This is a genomic window from Cobetia amphilecti (assembly GCF_032923285.1).
Classification (GTDB): Bacteria; Pseudomonadota; Gammaproteobacteria; order Pseudomonadales; family Halomonadaceae; genus Cobetia; species Cobetia amphilecti.
On sequence record NZ_CP136695.1, the window covers coordinates 139,395 to 157,135 of the forward strand.

General features: G+C 57.7%; 31 protein-coding genes. All 31 read right to left on the reverse strand.

Annotated features, from left to right (window positions below; genetic code table 11):
* Nucleotides 1-6 precede the first annotated feature (6 nt).
* A complete protein-coding gene (locus tag R1T44_RS00625; RefSeq protein WP_043334822.1) occupies nt 7-1,005 on the reverse strand; it encodes a DNA-directed RNA polymerase subunit alpha in 999 nt (332 codons plus the stop codon).
* Between the two features lie 74 nt (nt 1,006-1,079).
* Nucleotides 1,080-1,700, reverse strand: coding sequence for a 30S ribosomal protein S4 (rpsD, locus tag R1T44_RS00630; RefSeq protein ID WP_043334824.1), 621 nt, complete (start codon nt 1,698-1,700; stop codon nt 1,080-1,082).
* Between the two features lie 12 nt (nt 1,701-1,712).
* A complete protein-coding gene (gene rpsK, locus R1T44_RS00635) occupies nt 1,713-2,096 on the reverse strand; it encodes a 30S ribosomal protein S11 (protein WP_043334827.1) in 384 nt (127 codons plus the stop codon).
* Nucleotides 2,097-2,126: 30 nt separating this feature from the next.
* Nucleotides 2,127-2,483 (reverse strand): 30S ribosomal protein S13, encoded by a 357-nt coding sequence (rpsM, locus tag R1T44_RS00640; RefSeq protein WP_024950672.1) that lies wholly within the window; start codon nt 2,481-2,483, stop codon nt 2,127-2,129.
* 131 nt (nt 2,484-2,614) lie between these two features.
* Nucleotides 2,615-2,728 carry a 50S ribosomal protein L36 gene (gene rpmJ / locus R1T44_RS00645; protein WP_077373351.1) on the reverse strand — a complete coding sequence of 38 codons (114 nt, stop codon included), beginning with the start codon at nt 2,726-2,728 and terminating at the stop codon, nt 2,615-2,617.
* A gap of 34 nt (nt 2,729-2,762) precedes the next feature.
* Nucleotides 2,763-4,097 carry a preprotein translocase subunit SecY gene (secY, locus tag R1T44_RS00650; RefSeq protein ID WP_043334831.1) on the reverse strand — a complete coding sequence of 445 codons (1,335 nt, stop codon included), beginning with the start codon at nt 4,095-4,097 and terminating at the stop codon, nt 2,763-2,765.
* Nucleotides 4,098-4,532 (reverse strand): 50S ribosomal protein L15, encoded by a 435-nt coding sequence (gene rplO, locus R1T44_RS00655; RefSeq protein ID WP_317292391.1) that lies wholly within the window; start codon nt 4,530-4,532, stop codon nt 4,098-4,100.
* Nucleotides 4,533-4,535: 3 nt separating this feature from the next.
* The gene (gene rpmD / locus R1T44_RS00660; RefSeq protein WP_024950669.1) at nt 4,536-4,718 is read right to left on the reverse strand and encodes a 50S ribosomal protein L30; all 183 of its coding nucleotides are present in this window, start codon (nt 4,716-4,718) and stop codon (nt 4,536-4,538) included.
* A 6-nt stretch (nt 4,719-4,724) separates the two neighbouring features.
* Nucleotides 4,725-5,225 carry a 30S ribosomal protein S5 gene (rpsE, locus tag R1T44_RS00665; protein WP_054556902.1) on the reverse strand — a complete coding sequence of 167 codons (501 nt, stop codon included), beginning with the start codon at nt 5,223-5,225 and terminating at the stop codon, nt 4,725-4,727.
* Between the two features lie 11 nt (nt 5,226-5,236).
* A complete protein-coding gene (gene rplR, locus R1T44_RS00670) occupies nt 5,237-5,587 on the reverse strand; it encodes a 50S ribosomal protein L18 (RefSeq protein ID WP_024950667.1) in 351 nt (116 codons plus the stop codon).
* Nucleotides 5,588-5,596: 9 nt separating this feature from the next.
* Entirely contained in the window at nt 5,597-6,127 is a 531-nt protein-coding gene (gene rplF, locus R1T44_RS00675; RefSeq protein WP_216060035.1) for a 50S ribosomal protein L6, read from the reverse strand.
* A 9-nt stretch (nt 6,128-6,136) separates the two neighbouring features.
* Entirely contained in the window at nt 6,137-6,529 is a 393-nt protein-coding gene (rpsH, locus tag R1T44_RS00680; RefSeq protein WP_043334840.1) for a 30S ribosomal protein S8, read from the reverse strand.
* Nucleotides 6,530-6,561: 32 nt separating this feature from the next.
* The gene (gene rpsN / locus R1T44_RS00685) at nt 6,562-6,867 is read right to left on the reverse strand and encodes a 30S ribosomal protein S14 (protein ID WP_043334842.1); all 306 of its coding nucleotides are present in this window, start codon (nt 6,865-6,867) and stop codon (nt 6,562-6,564) included.
* A 9-nt stretch (nt 6,868-6,876) separates the two neighbouring features.
* Nucleotides 6,877-7,416, reverse strand: coding sequence for a 50S ribosomal protein L5 (gene rplE / locus R1T44_RS00690; protein WP_043334844.1), 540 nt, complete (start codon nt 7,414-7,416; stop codon nt 6,877-6,879).
* A gap of 17 nt (nt 7,417-7,433) precedes the next feature.
* Nucleotides 7,434-7,751, reverse strand: coding sequence for a 50S ribosomal protein L24 (rplX, locus tag R1T44_RS00695; protein WP_043334846.1), 318 nt, complete (start codon nt 7,749-7,751; stop codon nt 7,434-7,436).
* Nucleotides 7,752-7,766: 15 nt separating this feature from the next.
* Nucleotides 7,767-8,138 carry a 50S ribosomal protein L14 gene (rplN, locus tag R1T44_RS00700; RefSeq protein WP_043334850.1) on the reverse strand — a complete coding sequence of 124 codons (372 nt, stop codon included), beginning with the start codon at nt 8,136-8,138 and terminating at the stop codon, nt 7,767-7,769.
* 50 nt (nt 8,139-8,188) lie between these two features.
* Nucleotides 8,189-8,449 (reverse strand): 30S ribosomal protein S17, encoded by a 261-nt coding sequence (rpsQ, locus tag R1T44_RS00705; RefSeq protein WP_043334852.1) that lies wholly within the window; start codon nt 8,447-8,449, stop codon nt 8,189-8,191.
* A 1-nt stretch (nt 8,450) separates the two neighbouring features.
* Complete coding sequence (gene rpmC, locus R1T44_RS00710) at nt 8,451-8,642, reverse strand: 50S ribosomal protein L29 (protein WP_024950659.1); 192 nt, start codon at nt 8,640-8,642, stop codon at nt 8,451-8,453.
* Nucleotides 8,642-9,055: a 50S ribosomal protein L16 gene (gene rplP / locus R1T44_RS00715; protein WP_043334854.1), complete on the reverse strand. Its 414-nt coding sequence runs from the start codon at nt 9,053-9,055 to the stop codon at nt 8,642-8,644. Before rplP ends, rpmC begins: the two co-directional genes overlap by 1 nt.
* Before the next feature lie 11 nt (nt 9,056-9,066).
* Complete coding sequence (gene rpsC, locus R1T44_RS00720; RefSeq protein ID WP_043334856.1) at nt 9,067-9,759, reverse strand: 30S ribosomal protein S3; 693 nt, start codon at nt 9,757-9,759, stop codon at nt 9,067-9,069.
* Nucleotides 9,760-9,769: 10 nt separating this feature from the next.
* Complete coding sequence (rplV, locus tag R1T44_RS00725) at nt 9,770-10,102, reverse strand: 50S ribosomal protein L22 (protein WP_043334859.1); 333 nt, start codon at nt 10,100-10,102, stop codon at nt 9,770-9,772.
* Nucleotides 10,103-10,121: 19 nt separating this feature from the next.
* Nucleotides 10,122-10,397, reverse strand: coding sequence for a 30S ribosomal protein S19 (rpsS, locus tag R1T44_RS00730; RefSeq protein WP_024950655.1), 276 nt, complete (start codon nt 10,395-10,397; stop codon nt 10,122-10,124).
* A gap of 22 nt (nt 10,398-10,419) precedes the next feature.
* A complete protein-coding gene (rplB, locus tag R1T44_RS00735; protein ID WP_043334862.1) occupies nt 10,420-11,247 on the reverse strand; it encodes a 50S ribosomal protein L2 in 828 nt (275 codons plus the stop codon).
* Nucleotides 11,248-11,263: 16 nt separating this feature from the next.
* Entirely contained in the window at nt 11,264-11,560 is a 297-nt protein-coding gene (rplW, locus tag R1T44_RS00740) for a 50S ribosomal protein L23 (RefSeq protein ID WP_043334865.1), read from the reverse strand.
* Nucleotides 11,557-12,162, reverse strand: coding sequence for a 50S ribosomal protein L4 (gene rplD, locus R1T44_RS00745; protein ID WP_054556901.1), 606 nt, complete (start codon nt 12,160-12,162; stop codon nt 11,557-11,559). The genes rplW and rplD overlap by 4 nt, the downstream gene beginning before the upstream one ends.
* A 13-nt stretch (nt 12,163-12,175) precedes the next feature.
* Nucleotides 12,176-12,814: a 50S ribosomal protein L3 gene (rplC, locus tag R1T44_RS00750; protein WP_024950651.1), complete on the reverse strand. Its 639-nt coding sequence runs from the start codon at nt 12,812-12,814 to the stop codon at nt 12,176-12,178.
* Between the two features lie 146 nt (nt 12,815-12,960).
* Complete coding sequence (gene rpsJ, locus R1T44_RS00755) at nt 12,961-13,272, reverse strand: 30S ribosomal protein S10 (protein WP_024950650.1); 312 nt, start codon at nt 13,270-13,272, stop codon at nt 12,961-12,963.
* A gap of 147 nt (nt 13,273-13,419) precedes the next feature.
* Entirely contained in the window at nt 13,420-14,613 is a 1,194-nt protein-coding gene (gene tuf / locus R1T44_RS00760; protein WP_043334873.1) for an elongation factor Tu, read from the reverse strand.
* 29 nt (nt 14,614-14,642) lie between these two features.
* Nucleotides 14,643-16,760: an elongation factor G gene (gene fusA, locus R1T44_RS00765; protein WP_043334876.1), complete on the reverse strand. Its 2,118-nt coding sequence runs from the start codon at nt 16,758-16,760 to the stop codon at nt 14,643-14,645.
* Nucleotides 16,761-16,778: 18 nt separating this feature from the next.
* Nucleotides 16,779-17,249: a 30S ribosomal protein S7 gene (gene rpsG, locus R1T44_RS00770; RefSeq protein ID WP_043334878.1), complete on the reverse strand. Its 471-nt coding sequence runs from the start codon at nt 17,247-17,249 to the stop codon at nt 16,779-16,781.
* A gap of 101 nt (nt 17,250-17,350) precedes the next feature.
* Nucleotides 17,351-17,725 (reverse strand): 30S ribosomal protein S12, encoded by a 375-nt coding sequence (rpsL, locus tag R1T44_RS00775; RefSeq protein ID WP_043334880.1) that lies wholly within the window; start codon nt 17,723-17,725, stop codon nt 17,351-17,353.
* Between the last annotated feature and the right edge of the window lie 16 nt (nt 17,726-17,741).

Consider the following 17,741-nt stretch of genomic DNA (forward strand, 5'->3'; position numbering starts at 1 on the left):
GCTTCCTTAAGCGGAAGCCTTGTCGTCCTTCAGGCTTGCGGGCGGCCAGTTTTCCAACCGCATGCCGAGGGACAGACCACGCGCGGACAGCACGTCCTTGATTTCATTCAAGGACTTCTTGCCGAGATTCGGGGTCTTCAGCAGCTCAACTTCGGTGCGCTGAATGAGATCACCGATGTAATAGATATTCTCGGCCTTGAGACAGTTCGCACTGCGAACAGTCAGCTCAAGATCGTCTACGGGACGGAGAAGGATCGGATCGATTTGATCTTCCTCTTCTTCGACTTCCTGTTCCTTGTCTGCTTCCAGATCAACGAAGGCGGCCAGCTGCTCCTGCAGGATAGTTGCGGAGCGGCGGATCGCTTCTTCCGGATCCAATGTGCCGTCGGTTTCCAGGTCGATCACCAGCTTGTCGAGGTTGGTGCGCTGTTCAACACGCGCAGCCTCGACGGCATAGGAGACCCGACGAACCGGGGTAAAGGTCGCATCCAGCTGGAGGCGGCCAATGGCACGTGATTCGTCATCAGCAGAGATGCGAGCATCTGCCGCTTCGTAGCCGCGGCCACGAGCGATCTTGAGCTGCATCTTCAGCTCGCCACCATCATTGAGGTGAGCGATGACGTGATCCGGATTCACGATTTCGAGATCGTGGTCGCCAGCGATGTCGCCAGCAGTCACGATACCCGGGCCCTTCTTGTTCAGCGCCAGCACAGCTTCGTCGCGACCATGCATCTTGATGGCCACGTCCTTGAGGTTCAGCAGGATTTCGATTACATCCTCCTGCACCCCTTCAATGGCGCTGTACTCGTGCAGAACGCCTTCGATCTCAGCTTCCACGACGGCACAGCCGGGCATGGAAGAAAGCAGGATGCGACGCAGAGCATTCCCCAGGGTGTGGCCGAAACCACGCTCGAAGGGTTCGAGGACGATTCGCGCGTGATGGGCGCTGACTTCCTCGACCTTGATATCGCGAGGACGGAGAAACTCTGTCACTGAGCGCTGCATAAGAACACCTTTAAGGCTGCCAAACGGATAATCTGGGTACTCCAGCCGGGCCGACGAATCGGCCCGGCGTTACATTACTTGGAGTACAGCTCGACGATCAGGTTTTCGTTGATATCGGCAGACAGGTCGCCACGCTCGGGGACAGCCTTGAAAGTGCCTTCCATCTTCTTGGAGTCGACGTCGACCCAGGAGACATCACCGCGGTTGGCAGCGAGTGCCAGAGACTGCTGGATGCGAGCCTGGTTCTTGGCCTTCTCACGAACGGTGACCACATCGCCAGCCTTCACTTTGAAGGAAGCAACGTTGACGGTACGGCCGTTCACGGCGATCGCCTTGTGGCTGACCAGCTGACGTGCCTCGGAACGCGTGGAGCCGAAGCCCATGCGGTAGACGACGTTGTCGAGACGAGTCTCGAGGAGCTGGAGCAGAACCTCACCGGTCGCACCCTTGAGGCGAGCGGCTTCTTTGTAGTAGTTGCGGAATTGCTTTTCCAGCACGCCGTACATGCGACGTACCTTCTGCTTTTCACGCAGCTGCAGGCCGTAGTCTGAAAGACGCTGACGGCGCTGGCCATGAACACCCGGGGGTTGTTCGGATTTGCACTTCTTCTCGAACGGAGTCACGCCACTCTTCAGGAAGAGGTCGGTGCCTTCACGACGAGACAGTTTGCACTTCGGTCCAATATAACGAGCCATGAGTCTGTCTCCTTAAACGCGGCGTTTCTTCGGCGGACGGCACCCATTATGCGGGATGGGGGTCACGTCGGTGATGCTTTGCACGCGGAAGCCTGCGGCATTGAGAGCACGCACGGCGGACTCACGACCCGGACCCGGGCCCTTGACCAGCACGTCGACGTTCTTCACACCATATTCGGCTGCAGCGGTCGCTGCACGTTCACTTGCGACTTGCGCAGCGAACGGGGTGCTCTTGCGAGAACCACGAAAACCCGAACCACCGGCAGTTGCCCAGGAAAGAGCATTGCCCTGGCGGTCTGTGATCGTCACGATAGTGTTGTTAAAAGAGGCGTGGATATGCGCGATGGCATCCACTACCTGCTTTTTAACCTTCTTGCGCTTACTCGGGTTAGCCATTAGATGTTTCCTGTCTAAACGCCAGTTCGTTTACTTGCGAATCGGTTTACGCGGACCTTTGCGTGTACGTGCGTTGGTCTTGGTGCGCTGACCGCGCAACGGAAGACCACGACGATGGCGCAGGCCACGATAGCAACCGAGGTCCATGAGACGCTTGATGTTCAGCGTGATCTCACGACGCAGGTCGCCTTCGACGGTGTACTTACCCACCTCGGCACGAACCAGGTCCAGTTGTTCAACAGACAGATCAGCGATCTTGACGCTCGGTTCTAAACCGAGAGCGGCGCAGATCTGCTGTGCACGCGTACGGCCAATCCCGAAGATATAAGTCAGCGAGATCGCCGCGTGCTTGTTGTCCGGGATATTGACGCCAGCAATACGGGCCATCAGTTTTCTCCGAAAGGTTAGCGGCGGATTTTACATCCACAAAGGGCGCAATAGCATACCCCTTGATCCCATTGGGAACAAGGGGGTATGCCAGCACCCGAGCTTGTATTCAGCTAAGCGGGTCGAGGGAATTAACCCTGACGCTGCTTGTGGCGGGGCTCAGTGCAGATGACCCGCACTGCGCCACGACGCCGAATGATCTTGCAGTTACGGCAAATTTTCTTGACGGAAGCTCGAACTTTCATCGTTCTCTCCAGTTTGCTAACAGGGGCTGCGCAATCAGCGCATCATGCCACCGCTGCCATAGCCTTTGAGGTTGGCCTTCTTCATCACCGACGCATACTGATTTGACATCAGATGCGACTGCACCTGGGCCATGAAGTCCATGACCACCACGACCACGATGAGCAGAGAGGTGCCGCCGAAATAGAACGGAACCTGCCATGCAACAACGAGGAATTGAGGCATCAGGGAGACTAGGGTGATGTAGAGGGCGCCGAACAGCGTCAGGCGAGTCATCACCTTATCGATGTAACGGGCGGTCTGTTCGCCTGGGCGAATACCCGGCAGAAACGCTCCTGACTTCTTGAGGTTGTCAGCAACATCCTTCGGATTGAAGACCAGCGCCGTGTAGAAGAAGCAGAAGAATACTACAGCGGCAGCGAAAAGCAAGATATACAGTGGCTGACCCGGCCCGAGAGCCTGAGATGCCGTCTGCAACCATTGCATGCTTTCACTCTGGCCAAACCATTGACCCATCGACGCAGGGAACAGCAGGATGCTTGACGCGAAGATCGGCGGGATGACCCCGGCCATGTTGACCTTCATCGGCAAGTAGCTGCTCTGACCTGCATACATCTTGTTGCCAACCTGACGGCGCGGATAGTTCACCGTGATGCGGCGTTGGCCGCGTTCGATGAACACCACGAAGGCAACGGTAATGACTGCGAGCAGCGTCAGCGCCAGCAGCGGAAGCACATTCCAGGCACCATCATTGCGCGCCAGTTCGAAAGACTGGCCGATGGCACTCGGCAGCCCGGCGACAATACCAGCAAAGATGATCAGTGAGATCCCGTTGCCGATACCCTTCTCGGTGATCTGCTCTCCCAGCCACATCAGGAACACCGCACCAGCCACGAACGTACTCACGGCGGTGAAGTAGAAGCTGAAGTCAGCGGAATAGGCGACACCGTTTCCGACCAGTCCGACTGCCATGCCGATCGATTGGACCAGGGCCAGTACTACCGTGCCGTAGCGCGTGTACTGGCTGATCTTGCGACGGCCGGCCTCGCCTTCCTTTTTCAACTGCTCAAGCTGAGGCGAGACCACCGTCAGGAGCTGCATGATGATCGACGCGGATATGTAGGGCATGATGCCCAGCGCGAAGATACTCATTCGCTCCAGTGCACCACCGGAGAACATGTTGAACATGCTCAGGATGGTGCCCTGGTTTTCCCTGAACAAGGCAGCAAGCTGGTCAGGATTGATACCGGGAACGGGGATGTGTGCACCGATTCGGTACACCACGATGGCGATGAACACGAAGCGCAAACGCGCCCAGAGTTCGCTCAACCCACTTCCCTGCATCGCCGGTACGTTTCCTGACTTAGCCATTTAGTCCTCTACCTTGCCACCGGCAGCTTCGATCGCAGCACGGGCACCTTTGGTGGCCTTAATGCCGCGAACCGTGACTGCCTTGTCCAGTTCGCCGGAGAGCATGACCTTCGCGAACTTCGTGGAATCACGAAGCACGTTGGCCTTCTTCAGCGTTTCGAGGTCGACGATCTCGCCGTCTACCAGTGCCAGTTCGCTCAGGCGCACTTCTTCGGAAATCAGAGACTTCGCGGAAGTGAAACCAAACTTCGGCAGGCGACGCTGCATAGGCATCTGACCGCCTTCGAAGCCCGGCTTGACGCTGCCACCGGAACGGGACTTCTGGCCCTTGTGGCCACGACCGCCGGTCTTACCAAGACCGGAGCCGATACCACGACCGACACGCTTTGCAGCGTGCTTGGAGCCCGGGGCCGGACTCAGGGTATTCAATTTCATGGATTACTCTCCCTCAACACGGACAAGGTAGTGAACCTTGTTGATCATGCCGCGTACCGCGGGGGTGTCTTCCAGCTCGACAGTGTGACCGATGCGGCGCAGGCCAAGACCTTTCATAGTGGCCTTGTGCTTTTCGAGGACGCCGATGGTGCTGCGGATCTGGGTTACCGTGATCTTAGCTGCCATGGTGCCTTACCCCGCAATCTTGTCGACAGACAGGCCACGCTTGGCGGCGATGTCTTCCGGAGATTTCATGGCAGCGAGACCGTTGATGGTCGCGCGCACCACGTTGACCGGATTGGTGGAACCGTAGCACTTGGCCAGGACGTCATGGACGCCTGCCAGTTCGAGCACGGAACGCATCGCACCGCCGGCAATGATGCCGGTACCTTCGGACGCTGGCTGCATGTAGATCTTGGATGCGCCGTGACGAGCCTTCACCGGGTACTGCAGGGTGTGGCCCTTCAGGTCAACCTTGATCATGTTGCGACGAGCTTGGTCCATTGCCTTCTGGATCGCGACCGGCACTTCACGCGCCTTGCCACGGCCGAAGCCAACACGACCATTGCCGTCACCAACGACAGTCAGAGCGGTGAAACCGAAGATACGGCCGCCCTTGACTACCTTGGCGACGCGGTTGATCTGCACGAGCTTCTCTTGCAGGTCACCGCCCTTCTGTTCGATATTCGCCATCGTAAAACCCTTTAGAATTCCAGGCCGCCTTCACGTGCGGCATCGGCCAGGGCCTTCACGCGACCGTGGTACTTGTACCCGGAGCGATCGAAAGCCACTTGCTTGATACCCGCTTCCTTCGCGCGCTCGGCAATCAGAGCACCCACCTTGGCGGCGGAGTCCGAGTTACCGGTAGAACCTTCGCGCAGGCTCTTGTCGAGCGTGGATGCGGTGGCCAGGACCTGGCCGCCATCCGGCGAGATGATCTGCGCGTAGATGTGACGCGGGGTGCGGTTCACGCACAGGCGAAACACGCCCAGCTCGCGGATTTTCGCACGAGCGCGGCGGGCACGACGGAGACGAGATTCTTTCTTCGCGTTCATAACCCTGCCTTACTTCTTCTTGGCTTCTTTACGACGGACGACTTCGTCGCTGTACCGAATACCTTTGCCCTTGTAGGGCTCCGGCGGACGGAATGCGCGAATCTCTGCGGCGACCTGACCCAAAGCCTGCTTGTCAGCAGACGTGAGGACGATCTGAGTGTTCTTCGGCGTTTCAGCCGTAACACTTGCCGGCAGTTCATAGTCGACCGGGTGTGAGAAGCCCAGTGTCAGGTTGATTGTCTGGCCTTTGGCCTGGGCACGATAACCCACACCATTGATTTCCAGAGACTTGGTGAAGCCTTCGGAAACACCAGACACCATGTTGTTGACCAGAGCACGAGTGGTACCAACCATCGCCCAGTTCTTGGCGGTCTCGGACGGAACGAAGGTCATTTGACCTTCTTCCATAGAGATGACCACGTCCTGGTGGACGGTCAGTTCCAGCTGGCCTTTGCTGCCCTTCACGGTCAGCTTGTCGCCGTCGAGCTTTGCCTCGACGCCGTTCGGCAATTTAACCGGATACTTGGCTACGCGGGACATTCCAAACTCCTAGAATACGGTGCAGAGGACTTCGCCGCCGACACCAGCTTGACGGGCCGCACGATCGGTCATCACGCCCCGGGAGGTGGAAACGATCGCAATACCCAGGCCATCTGCGACTTTCGGAAGCTCACCCTTGCCTTTGTACTGGCGCAGGGACGGCTTGGAAATACGCTTGATGCTCTCGATAACCGACTTGCCTTCGAAGTACTTGAGGGTCACGGTCAGTTCCGGCTTGGCGCCTTCTGCGACGGCAAACTCGGAAATATAACCCTCTTCCTTCAATACGCGGGCCACTTCAACCTTGAGCTTGGAAGACGGCATGGTAACCGTCTCCTTGGTGGCCATCTGCGCATTGCGGATACGAGTGAACATATCCGCCAGAGTGTCTTGCATGCTCATTTACGTTGCGCTCCTGAATTCTTGCAGTGGTGTTACCAGCTGGACTTGGTCAGACCAGGCACGTCACCACGCATAGCGGCTTCACGCAGCTTGTTGCGGCTCAGGCCGAACTTGTTGTAGTAGCCGTGCGGACGGCCAGTGATACGGCAGCGGTTACGCTGACGGACCGGGCTGGCATCACGCGGCAGCTGCTGCAGCTTCAGCTGTGCGTCGAAGCGCTCTTCTTCAGAAGCGTTGACGTCGTTGATGATGGTCTTCAGTGCGTCGCGTTTGGCGGCGTACTTAGCGACCAGCTTGGTGCGCTTGAGCTCGCGCTCAACCATGCTTTTCTTTGCCATGATCCACCCTTATTTCTTGAACGGGAAGTTCAGCGCGCCCAGCAACGCACGACCTTCATCATCGGTGTTGGCGCTAGTGGTGATGGTGATGTCCAGGCCACGAATCCGGTCGATCTTATCATACTCGATCTCCGGGAAGATGATCTGCTCACGCACACCCATGGAGTAGTTTCCACGGCCATCGAAGGACTTCGGGTTCAGACCACGGAAGTCACGAACGCGCGGGATAGCCACGTTCACGAGACGGTCCAGGAAGTCCCACATACGATCGCTGCGCAGGGTCACCTTAACACCGATCGGCCATCCTTCGCGGACTTTGAAGCCAGCGATGGACTTGCGTGCCTTGGTGACGATGGGCTTCTGACCAGAAAGCATCTGGAGATCGGCAAACGCGTTGTCGATCAGCTTCTTGTCAGCGGTGGCTTCACCGATACCCATGTTCAGGGTCACCTTGGTGATGCGGGGAACCTGCATCACATTGGCGTAGCCGAACTGCTCTTTAAGCTGGGCGGCCACTTCGTTCTGATAACGTTCTTTCAAGTTCGCCATGTTGTACCCGACTCGCGTTAGGCGTCGATCAGCTTCTGAGTCGACTTAAAGATGCGTACCTTAGTACCGTCTTCCTGTACCTGGATTCCGACACGATCCGCCTTGCCGGTCTCCTGGTTGAAGATGGCCACGTTGGACGCGTGAATCGGAGCCTCGCGCTCGACGATACCCCCCTGGGTGCCCAGCATCGGGTTGGGCTTGGTGTGACGCTTGATCATATTCACACCGGACACGAGCAGACGCTCACCTTTCAGCACCTTGCTGATGGTACCGCGCTTGCCCTTGTCCTTCCCGGCGATGACGATGACTTCATCGTCACGTTTGATCTTTTGCATATCCGCTTCCGCTCCTTACAGCACTTCGGGCGCCAGGGAAATGATCTTCATGAACTTCTCACTGCGAAGTTCACGGGTAACCGGGCCGAAGATACGGGTACCGATCGGCTGTTCGTTGGTGTTGTTCAACAGAACGGCCGCATTACCGTCGAAGCGGATCACGGAACCGTCATTACGACGGACACCGGCTTTGGTACGAACGACCACTGCCTTCATGACCTGGCCTTTCTTGACCTTGCCACGCGGGATAGCTTCTTTGACGGTGACCTTGATGATGTCTCCAACACGAGCGTAACGGCGGTGTGAACCACCCAGCACCTTGATGCATTGCACCCGGCGCGCGCCACTGTTGTCGGCGACATCCAGCATTGTCTGAGTCTGAATCATCGGTTTTCTCCAAACCTAATCTGACTGCCTGGTGGGAACTGGCCTAGGGATTAACCCTTGGCCTGTTCAACCACCTCGACCAGGGTCCAGGCTTTCTTCTTGGACAGCGGACGAGTCTCGGCGATAGAGACGGTGTCACCGATCCGAGCCTGATTCGCCTCATCATGGGCGTGCAGCTTGGTGGAGCGTCTCAGGTACTTGCCATAGATCGGGTGACGCTCACGGCGCTCGACCATGACAACGATGGATTTTTCCATCTTGTCACTCACCACCTTGCCGGTGAGTGTGCGTGCTTTAGTTTCTTCGGCCATTTTACTCACCTGACTTCTGGTTGAGCACAGTCTTAACCTGAGCAATTTGGCGACGAGTCTGCTTGAGCAGGTGAACCTGGCTCAGCTGGCCTGTTGCCTTCTGCATGCGCAGATTGAATTGCTCACGCAGCAGTTCGAACAACTGCTCCTGGAGCGCCTCGACTGACTTTTCACGGAGTTCTTGGGCTTTCATCACATCACCGTCCGCTTAACAAAGGTGGTGGAGATCGGCATCTTCATAGCGGCCAGGCTAAATGCTTCACGGGCCAGCTCTTCGGATACACCTTCGATCTCGTAGAGGACCTTGCCGGGCTGGATCTGAGCGACCCAGTACTCGACAGAACCCTTACCTTTACCCATACGAACTTCCAACGGCTTGTTGGAGATCGGCTTGTCTGGGAAGACACGGATCCAGATCTTACCGCCACGCTTGACGTGACGAGTGATGGCACGACGGCCAGCTTCGATCTGACGAGCGGTGATACGACCACGGCCGGTGGCTTTCAGGCCAAACTCACCAAAGCTTACCTTGCTTCCGCGATGCGCCAGGCCACGGTTGCGACCTTTCTGCATCTTGCGGAATTTCATACGCTTGGGCTGTAACATCGATTACCCCCTTACTTGCCTTTCTTCTTGGGTGCGGACGCGGGCTGCTTCGCCTTGGCTCGCACCTCTTCGATGCCACCGAGGATCTCGCCTTTGAAGATCCAGACCTTGACACCAATGATGCCGTAGGTGGTGTGAGCTTCGAAGGTGGAGTAATCAATGTCAGCACGCAGGGTGTGAAGCGGAACGCGGCCTTCGCGGTACCATTCGGTACGGGCGATTTCGGCACCGCCGAGACGACCAGAGAGCTGAATCTTGATGCCCTTGGCGCCCAGACGCATTGCGTTCTGCACAGCACGCTTCATCGCACGACGGAACATGACACGACGCTCGAGCTGACCTGCCACATTGGCAGCAACCAGCTTGGCATCGAGTTCCGGCTTGCGAATCTCCTCGATGTTGATGTGGACGGGAACGCCCATCATCTCGGAAACTTCACGACGAAGGCGGTCGACATCTTCACCTTTCTTACCGATCACGATACCCGGACGGGCGGTGTGAATGGTAATACGGGCGTTGTTTGCCGGACGCTCGATGCTGATGCGGCTCACGGAAGCGCTTTTCAGACGCTCTTCCAGGAATCCACGCACCTGCAGATCGTTGTTCAGTTTGTCGGCATAGGTAGCGCCTTCGGCGTACCAGACAGAGGTATGATCCTTGACAATACCCAGTCGGAAACCTGTCGGATTAACTTTCTGACCCATTGGTCGTCTCCTACTTCTCGGCTACCTTGACGGTGATATGACAAGTGCGCTTCAAGATACGATCCGCACGGCCTTTGGCACGTGGCTGGATGCGCTTGAGCGTCATGCCCTCGTCGACACAGATAGTCGAGACGCGAAGCTCGTCAATGTCCATGCCGTTGTTTTCTTCCGCATTCGCGATCGCGGACTGCAGAACCTTGCGAACAATCTTCGCGGCCTTCTTCGGTGAGAAAGCGAGCAGATTCAGCGCCTCGGCGACCGGCTTACCGCGCACCTGGTCAGCCACCAAACGGGCCTTCTGGGCGGATAAACGAGCGCCGCGCAGCTTAGCAGCTACTTCCATCTCTTAAATCCTCTCTGGCTTACCGTTTGGCTTTTTTATCTGCAGCGTGCCCGCGGTATGTGCGGGTGGCAGCAAACTCGCCGAGCTTGTGACCGACCATTTCCTCAGAAACGAGAACCGGGACATGCTGGCGACCGTTATGGACGGCAATGGTGAGCCCGACCATGTTCGGCAGGATCATGGAACGACGCGACCAGGTCTTGATCGGTTTGCGGTCGTTCTTTTCCACTGCTGTCTCAACCTTCTTCAGCAGATGAAGGTCAATAAAAGGACCTTTCTTCAGTGAACGTGGCACAGCCGTTACCCCTCAATATCTGTTACTTGGCCTTGCGGCGACGGACGATAAGCTTATCGGTGCGCTTGTTCTTGCGAGTCTTGTGACCCTTGGTCGGGACGCCCCACGGGCTGACCGGGTGACGGCCACCAGAGGTACGACCTTCACCACCACCATGCGGGTGATCGACCGGGTTCATCGCGACACCGCGAACAGTCGGGCGCACGCCTCTCCAACGCTTAGCACCGGCCTTGCCCAGTTGACGGAGGCTGTGCTCGGAGTTGCCCACTTCGCCGAGAGTTGCACGGCATTCGGACAGCACCTTACGCATCTCGCCAGAGCGCAGACGCAGCGTGGTGTAGTTACCGTCACGTGCCACGACCTGGGCACTGGTACCTGCACTACGAGCGATCTGGGCGCCCTTGCCTGGCTTCAGCTCTACACAGTGAACGGTGGAACCCACCGGGACATTGCGCAGCGGCAGAGCGTTGCCTTTCTTGATCGGTGCGTTAACACCAGACTCGAGACGATCGCCAGCAGAGACACCTTTCGGTGCAATGATGTAGCGACGTTCGCCGTCAAGGTACTTCACCAGCGCGATGTTCGCGCTACGGTTCGGATCGTACTCCAGACGCTCAACGATGGCCGGAATGCCATCCTTGTTGCGCTTGAAATCGACCAGACGGTAATGGTGACGATGACCACCGCCGATGTGGCGAGTAGTGATGCGACCATTATTGTTACGACCACCGGACTTTGACTGCTTTTCAAGCAGCGGAGCGTACGCGCGACCTTTGAAAAGTTCGTCATTGACGACCTTTACCAGGTGGCGGCGACCGGCGGAGGTAGGTTTTGTCTTAACAATTGCCATGTTCCGTACTCCTGCCTTACTCGGCGCCAGAGAAGTCTTCGATGGTCTCGCCGGCGGCCAGAGTTACATAGGCCTTGCGATAACCAGCGCGACGACCAACACCGCGAGCGGTGCGCTTGGTCTTGCCTTTCATGTTCAGAACCTGAACACGATCGACTTTCTTACCAAACAGCGCTTCGACGGCTTTCTTGATTTCGGGCTTTGTCGCGTCGCTGGCAACCTTGAACACGTACTGGTTGTTCTCGGCAGCGACCGCGGCCTTCTCGGTCATGTGAGGACCAAGCAGGACCTTGAATACGCGTTCCTGATTCATCCCAGGTTCTCCTCGAACTTGCGCAGGGCAGCGACAGTCATCAGCACCTTGTCGTAACCGACGAGGCTGACCGGGTCAGCGCCAGCGACATTGACGACGTCAACATACGGGATGTTGCGCGCGGCCAGGTACAGATTGACGTCCTGCTCTTCAGTGACGATCAGCGCTTTCTCAAGGCCCAGTTCCTGGAGCTTGGCGATCAGCAGCTTGGTCTTCGGAGCTTCGACGCTGATAGCGTCGACCGCGACCAGGCGATCCTGACGGACCAGCTCGGACAGGATGGAACGCATGGCAGCGCGATACATCTTGCGGTTGACCTTGTGCGAGTGGTCCTGAGGACGCGCTGCAAAGGTCACACCGCCAGAACGCCACAGCGGGGAACGGATGGTACCGGCACGTGCACGACCAGTACCTTTCTGACGCCACGGCTTCTTGCCACCGCCGGACACGTCAGAACGGGTCTTCTGAGCCACGGTACCTTGACGTGCACCAGCCAGATAGGCGGTGACGACCTGGTGAACCAGAGCCTCGTTGAAGTCCTTACCAAAGGTGGCATCGGAGACGTCTACTGCGCCGCCTGCACCTGCAAGATTAAGATTCATCGGTTAATTCCCCTCAGCGAGCTTTCACAGCGGAACGCACGATCACTTCGCCGCCCGGAGCACCTGGAACGGCACCCTTGACCAGCAGAAGATTGCGTTCAGCGTCGACGCGGACCACTTCCAGGCTCTGGACGGTGGAACGGACGTTGCCCATCTGGCCAGCCATCTTCTTACCTTTGAAGACGCGGCCCGGGGTCTGACAGTTACCGATGGAACCCGGCGCGCGGTGCGACAGTGAGTTACCGTGGGTAGCGTCTTGGGTGCGGAAGTTCCAGCGCTTAACTGCGCCCTGGAAACCTTTACCCTTGGAGGTGCCGGTCACGTCAATCTTTTGACCAGCTTCAAAGAGGGATACGGTGAGTTCGCCGCCCACTGCAGGAGCTTCGTCGCCTTCGTTCAGGCGGAATTCCATCAGGGTACGGCCAGCCTCAACACCCGCCTTGGCATACTGACCAGCAGTTGCCTTGGTGAGGTGCTTGGCTTTACGAGAGCCAGTTGTCACCTGAATAGCATTGTAGCCGTCAGTCTCGAGAGACTTGATGGTCACGATGCGGTTCGGCTCAACTTCAATCACGGTAACCGGCACAGAGGCGCCAGCTTCGGTGAAGACACGGGTCATCCCGGCCTTCTTACCGACTAAACCGATAGACATGTTCAGTCTCCTTTAGTGTACGGGGCTGTCACCCGCTATGGCTGCCCTTTCCAGAGCATTCCACTAGCACATTGTATGACGCCATCCCGGCGTGGCGGCTGCTGCTCTATCAGTGAGAGCGCTGGGCCGCAGTGACTAGTGAGGTATCAGTCAACCTTGATCTGGACGTCCACACCGGCAGCCAGGTCAAGCTTCATCAGCGCGTCGACAGTCTTCTCTGTCGGCTCGACGATGTCGAGAACGCGCTTGTGGGTACGAATCTCATACTGGTCACGCGCGTCCTTGTTGACGTGCGGAGAGACCAGGATGGTGTAACGCTCGCGACGGGTCGGCAGCGGGATCGGGCCACGAACCTGAGCACCGGTACGCTTTGCAGTTTCAACGATCTCTGCAGAGGACTGGTCGATCAGACGGTGGTCGAATGCTTTCAACCGGATGCGAATCTTCTGGTTTTGCATTGCCCAAAACTCCAATGGATGTCGACGGCGTAGGCCGTCACCCACGCATTCAAAGGATGCGCATTATAGGCAGACTGACATCAGGTGTCAAACATGCGAGAAAAGGGGGCCCATCAGGGCCCCCTTCTGTGTCAGGTAAGGAGAACCTTACTCGACGATTTTGGCCACGACGCCAGCGCCGACGGTACGACCGCCTTCACGGATAGCGAAACGCAGACCATCTTCCATGGCGATCGGAGCGATCAGAGACACGACCATCTGGACGTTGTCGCCCGGCATGACCATCTCGACGCCTTCCGGCAGCTCACAGGTACCAGTGATGTCAGTGGTACGGAAGTAGAACTGCGGACGATAGCCTTTGAAGAACGGAGTGTGACGACCGCCTTCTTCCTTGGACAGGACGTAGACTTCGGCTTCGAACTTGGTGTGCGGCTTGATGGAGCCCGGCTTGGCCAGAACCTGGCCACGCTCGACGTCATCACGCTTGGTGCCGCGCAGCAGGGCGCCGACGTTTTCGCCAGCACGACCTTCGTCCAGCAGCTTGCGGAACATCTCGACACCGGTAACGGTAGTCTTGGTGGTGTCACGCACGCCGATGATCTCGATCTCTTCGCCAGTCTTGACCAGGCCACGCTCGATACGGCCAGTGACGACGGTACCGCGGCCAGAGATGGAGAAGACGTCTTCGATCGGCATCAGGAACGGCTGGTCGATAGCACGCTCCGGCTCCGGGATGTACGCATCCAGGGCCTTGATCAGGTTGGCAACGGCGGTAGTACCCATGCCGTTGTCGTCCTTGCCTTCCAGAGCCATCAGGGCAGAGCCGATGATGATCGGAGTGTCGTCGCCCGGGAAGTCGTACTCGCTCAGGAGTTCACGAACTTCCATCTCGACCAGCTCGAGCAGTTCTTCGTCATCGACCATGTCAGCCTTGTTCAGGAAGACAACGATGAACGGAACGCCGACCTGACGGGACAGCAGGATGTGCTCGCGAGTCTGCGGCATGGGGCCGTCAGCAGCGGAACAGACCAGGATAGCGCCGTCCATCTGGGCAGCACCGGTGATCATGTTCTTGACGTAGTCGGCGTGACCCGGGCAGTCGACGTGCGCATAGTGACGCACTTCGGACTGATATTCCACGTGAGCGGTGGAGATGGTGATACCACGCTCACGCTCTTCCGGGGCATTATCGATGGAGTCAAACGCACGCGCGTCACCACCGAAGACTTCTGCAGAGACGCGAGTCAGAGCCGCAGTCAGAGTGGTCTTGCCGTGATCGACGTGACCAATGGTGCCGACGTTGACGTGCGGCTTCGAACGCTCAAATTTTTCCTTAGCCACTGCTATAACCTCTTTCGTTAGCTAATCGGTTACTTCTGATTGATGACGGCTTCGACGATGCTGTTCGGTGCTTCGTCGTATTTCGCAAACTCCATGGAGTAGCTTGCGCGGCCCTGGGTCTGTGAGCGCAGGTCGGTCGCATAACCGAACATCTCACCCAGCGGCACCAGTGCATTGATGATCTTGCCAGTGGAAGAATCATCCATGCCCTGAACGAGGCCACGACGACGGTTCAGGTCGCCCATGACGTCACCCATGAAATCTTCAGGCGTGACGACTTCGACTTTCATGAGCGGCTCAAGCAGCACTGCACCCGCTTTCGGGGCACCGGCCTTGATCGCCATGGAAGAGGCGACCTTGAACGCAGTCTCGTTGGAGTCGACGTCGTGGTAGGAACCATCGAACAGCGTGACCTTGACGTCGATCATCGGATAACCGGCGATGACACCATTCTTGAGCTGCTCAGCGGCGCCCTTCTCGACGGCCGGCACGTATTCCTTCGGAACCGCACCACCGACGATCTCGGACTCGAACTTGAAGGTCATTTCTTCGTCGTCGCCCTTGTCCTCTGCAGTGAGAGGCTCAATGCGAAGCCAGACGTGACCGAACTGACCACGACCGCCGGACTGACGAACGAACTTGCCTTCCTGCTCGACCTTGGTACGGATGGTCTCACGGTAAGCCACCTGCGGCTTGCCGATGTTCGCCTCGACATTGAACTCGCGACGCATGCGGTCGACGAGGATGTCCAGGTGAAGCTCACCCATACCGGAGATGATGGTCTGACCGGACTCTTCGTCGGTCTCGACGCGGAAGGACGGATCTTCCTGGGCCAGCTTGCCCAGTGCAACACCCATCTTTTCCTGGTCGGCCTTGGACTTCGGCTCGACAGCGACGGAGATGACCGGCTCAGGGAATTCCATGCGCTCAAGCACGATCTTGTGATCCGGGTCACACAGGGTGTCACCGGTGGTCACGTCTTTCAGACCGATACATGCGGCGATATCGCCAGCATAGACTTCCTTGATCTCCTCACGAGAGTTGGAGTGCATCTGGACGATACGACCGACACGCTCCTTCTTGCTCTTGACGGAGTTGAAGACGCCATCACCAGACTTCAGCACGCCCGAGTAGACGCGGATGAAGGTCAGGGTACCAACGAACGGATCGGTCGCGATCTTGAACGCCAGCGCCGCGAACGGAGCCTTGTCGTCAGCTTCGCGGGTCTCGATGGTACCGTCCTTGTCGTCAAGCTCACCTTCGATGGCCTTGACTTCAAGCGGAGACGGCATGTATTCGATGACCGCATCCAGAACCGCCTGGACACCCTTGTTCTTGAAGGCAGAACCACAGGTCACGAGGCAGATTTCGTTGGCCAGGGTACGCTGACGCAGCGCAGCCTTGACCTCTTCCTCGGACAGCTCGCCTTCTTCAAGGTACTTGTCCATCAGCTCTTCGGACGCTTCAGCAGCAGACTCGAGCATGTGTTCACGCCATTCGGCAGCTGTATCTTGCAGCTCGGCCGGAATGTCGATCAGCTCGTAGTTCATGCCGTGATTGTCTTCGTCCCAGACAATGGCCTTCATCTTGATCAGGTCGATGACGCCCTTGAACTCGTCTTCCGCACCCCAGTTGATCTGGATCGGGACGGCGTTCGCGCCCAGGCGCTTGCGCACCTGCTCGACGACCATGAAGAAGTCCGCGCCAGCGCGGTCCATCTTGTTGACGAAGATCATGCGCGGAACTTCGTAACGGTTGGCCTGACGCCAGACAGTCTCTGTCTGCGGCTGGACACCGGAAGAACCACACAGCACCACGACCGCGCCATCGAGAACACGCAGTGAACGCTCGACTTCAACAGTGAAGTCAACGTGCCCCGGAGTATCGATGATGTTGATACGGTGCTCGTCGAACTGCTTGCTCATGCCCTGCCAGAAGCAGGTGGTCGCCGCAGAGGTGATCGTGATGCCACGTTCCTGTTCCTGCTCCATCCAGTCCATGGTGGCAGCACCATCGTGGACTTCGCCGACCTTGTGAGACAGGCCGGTATAGAACAGGACGCGCTCGGTAGTGGTAGTCTTACCGGCGTCGACGTGGGCACAGATACCGATGTTGCGGTAACGCTTAAGTGGAGTCTTGCGTGCCACGGTGAGTATCCCCGTTGTTTAGAAGCGGTAGTGGGAGAAGGCCTTGTTGGCTTCTGCCATGCGGTGCACGTCTTCACGCTTCTTCACAGCAGAACCCTTGCCTTCAGCGGCATCCAGGATCTCGCCAGAGAGGCGCTGCACCATGGTCTTTTCGCCGCGCTTGCGCGCAGCGTCCACCAGCCAACGCATGGCCAGTGCCTGACGACGGGAAGGACGAACTTCAACCGGCACCTGGTAGGTTGCACCACCAACACGACGGGACTTCACTTCGACCATCGGCTGAATGGCTTCCAGCGCCTTGTCGAAGAGGTCCAGCGGCTCGTCATTGGAGCGTTCGGCAACACGATCGAGAGCACCGTAAACGATGCGCTCAGCTGCAGACTTCTTGCCGCTGATCATCAGGTGGTTCATGAACTTGGCCAGGCGCTCGCTTCCGAACTTCGGATCCGGCAGGATTTCGCGCTTAGCTGCTACACGTCTTCTAGGCATGATAAGCCCTCAGTAGAAGGGTCCTTCAGGTAAACCCGGGACGCCTCGCGTTGGACGCGACGCCCGACCTTACTCTTATCAGACCGATATTAAACTTTGAATTACGCCTTCGGACGCTTGGCGCCGTACTTGGAACGGCCCTGCTTACGGTTCTGCACGCCAGAGGTATCCAGTGCACCACGAACGGTGTGGTAACGGACACCCGGCAAATCCTTCACACGACCGCCACGGATCAGAACAACAGAGTGTTCCTGAAGGTTGTGACCTTCACCGCCGATGTATGAAGTGACTTCGAAGCCGTTGGTCAGGCGAACACGGCAAACCTTACGGAGTGCGGAGTTCGGCTTCTTCGGGGTAGTAGTGTATACACGGGTACACACGCCACGCTTCTGCGGACATGCCTGCAGCGCAGGGACGTCGCTCTTGGACGCCTGACGCTTGCGCGGCTTGCGCACGAGCTGGTTAACGGTTGCCATTTGCTTGCTCCAATGG

Coding starts and splice junctions, on each gene's coding strand:
- R1T44_RS00625 (WP_043334822.1), bottom strand. CDS start 1,005: ATGCAGCGCTCAGTGACAGAGTTTCTCCGTCCTCGCGATATCAAGGTC.
- rpsD (WP_043334824.1), bottom strand. CDS start 1,700: ATGGCTCGTTATATTGGACCGAAGTGCAAACTGTCTCGTCGTGAAGGC.
- rpsK (WP_043334827.1), bottom strand. CDS start 2,096: ATGGCTAACCCGAGTAAGCGCAAGAAGGTTAAAAAGCAGGTAGTGGAT.
- rpsM (WP_024950672.1), bottom strand. CDS start 2,483: ATGGCCCGTATTGCTGGCGTCAATATCCCGGACAACAAGCACGCGGCG.
- rpmJ (WP_077373351.1), bottom strand. CDS start 2,728: ATGAAAGTTCGAGCTTCCGTCAAGAAAATTTGCCGTAACTGCAAGATC.
- secY (WP_043334831.1), bottom strand. CDS start 4,097: ATGGCTAAGTCAGGAAACGTACCGGCGATGCAGGGAAGTGGGTTGAGC.
- rplO (WP_317292391.1), bottom strand. CDS start 4,532: ATGAAATTGAATACCCTGAGTCCGGCCCCGGGCTCCAAGCACGCTGCA.
- rpmD (WP_024950669.1), bottom strand. CDS start 4,718: ATGGCAGCTAAGATCACGGTAACCCAGATCCGCAGCACCATCGGCGTC.
- rpsE (WP_054556902.1), bottom strand. CDS start 5,225: ATGGCGAATATCGAACAGAAGGGCGGTGACCTGCAAGAGAAGCTCGTG.
- rplR (WP_024950667.1), bottom strand. CDS start 5,587: ATGAACGCGAAGAAAGAATCTCGTCTCCGTCGTGCCCGCCGCGCTCGT.
- rplF (WP_216060035.1), bottom strand. CDS start 6,127: ATGTCCCGCGTAGCCAAGTATCCGGTTAAATTGCCGAACGGCGTCGAG.
- rpsH (WP_043334840.1), bottom strand. CDS start 6,529: ATGAGCATGCAAGACACTCTGGCGGATATGTTCACTCGTATCCGCAAT.
- rpsN (WP_043334842.1), bottom strand. CDS start 6,867: ATGGCAAAGAAAAGCATGGTTGAGCGCGAGCTCAAGCGCACCAAGCTG.
- rplE (WP_043334844.1), bottom strand. CDS start 7,416: ATGGCGAACTTGAAAGAACGTTATCAGAACGAAGTGGCCGCCCAGCTT.
- rplX (WP_043334846.1), bottom strand. CDS start 7,751: ATGCAAAAGATCAAACGTGACGATGAAGTCATCGTCATCGCCGGGAAG.
- rplN (WP_043334850.1), bottom strand. CDS start 8,138: ATGATTCAGACTCAGACAATGCTGGATGTCGCCGACAACAGTGGCGCG.
- rpsQ (WP_043334852.1), bottom strand. CDS start 8,449: ATGGCCGAAGAAACTAAAGCACGCACACTCACCGGCAAGGTGGTGAGT.
- rpmC (WP_024950659.1), bottom strand. CDS start 8,642: ATGAAAGCCCAAGAACTCCGTGAAAAGTCAGTCGAGGCGCTCCAGGAG.
- rplP (WP_043334854.1), bottom strand. CDS start 9,055: ATGTTACAGCCCAAGCGTATGAAATTCCGCAAGATGCAGAAAGGTCGC.
- rpsC (WP_043334856.1), bottom strand. CDS start 9,759: ATGGGTCAGAAAGTTAATCCGACAGGTTTCCGACTGGGTATTGTCAAG.
- rplV (WP_043334859.1), bottom strand. CDS start 10,102: ATGGAAGTAGCTGCTAAGCTGCGCGGCGCTCGTTTATCCGCCCAGAAG.
- rplB (WP_043334862.1), bottom strand. CDS start 11,247: ATGGCAATTGTTAAGACAAAACCTACCTCCGCCGGTCGCCGCCACCTG.
- rplW (WP_043334865.1), bottom strand. CDS start 11,560: ATGAATCAGGAACGCGTATTCAAGGTCCTGCTTGGTCCTCACATGACC.
- rplD (WP_054556901.1), bottom strand. CDS start 12,162: ATGAATCTTAATCTTGCAGGTGCAGGCGGCGCAGTAGACGTCTCCGAT.
- rplC (WP_024950651.1), bottom strand. CDS start 12,814: ATGTCTATCGGTTTAGTCGGTAAGAAGGCCGGGATGACCCGTGTCTTC.
- rpsJ (WP_024950650.1), bottom strand. CDS start 13,272: ATGCAAAACCAGAAGATTCGCATCCGGTTGAAAGCATTCGACCACCGT.
- rpsG (WP_043334878.1), bottom strand. CDS start 17,249: ATGCCTAGAAGACGTGTAGCAGCTAAGCGCGAAATCCTGCCGGATCCG.
- rpsL (WP_043334880.1), bottom strand. CDS start 17,725: ATGGCAACCGTTAACCAGCTCGTGCGCAAGCCGCGCAAGCGTCAGGCG.